Here is a 388-nt window from a genome sequence, read left to right as displayed (position 1 = left end):
CTAATTTCGAGCCAAACTTCGCTTGAACCCAATCGCGCAGTAAGTAACGACTACTCAAAAACGCCAAGGTAGCGCCAATGGTGCTAGCAAAAGACACCAACAATAAGCTACTCCAAAAGCCAAACAGAGCAGCACCTAGCAGTGTCACTACGGCAGCGCCAGGAATAGAAAAAGCGGTAATAAACACATAACCAATAAAATACAGAGCAGCGGAAAGTACGAAGTTTTCTTCGATTTGAGCGTTCAATGCCAGTTGTTGTGCTTTGGCATTTTCTAGAGTCAGATATTGACCAAAATTCGCACCGAGTAACACGATAGCAACTACTAAAATTAGCCCGATTATCAATTTCTTATTCATGATTCTGCCCTTATCATCCTGAGTAAGTAT

Annotated in this window: 1 pseudogene; it reads right to left on the bottom strand. The window is 42.0% G+C overall.

What is annotated here, in order from left to right:
- Nucleotides 1-358, bottom strand: a pseudogene (locus tag AB4585_RS28600) (TVP38/TMEM64 family protein); the annotation flags it as partial.
- Nucleotides 359-388 lie beyond the last annotated feature (30 nt).

This window comes from Vibrio sp. 10N.222.49.C9 (assembly GCF_041474985.1).
GTDB classification, from domain to species: domain Bacteria; phylum Pseudomonadota; class Gammaproteobacteria; order Enterobacterales; family Vibrionaceae; genus Vibrio; species Vibrio crassostreae_C.
This window is presented reverse-complemented; position numbering and strand designations above follow the sequence as displayed.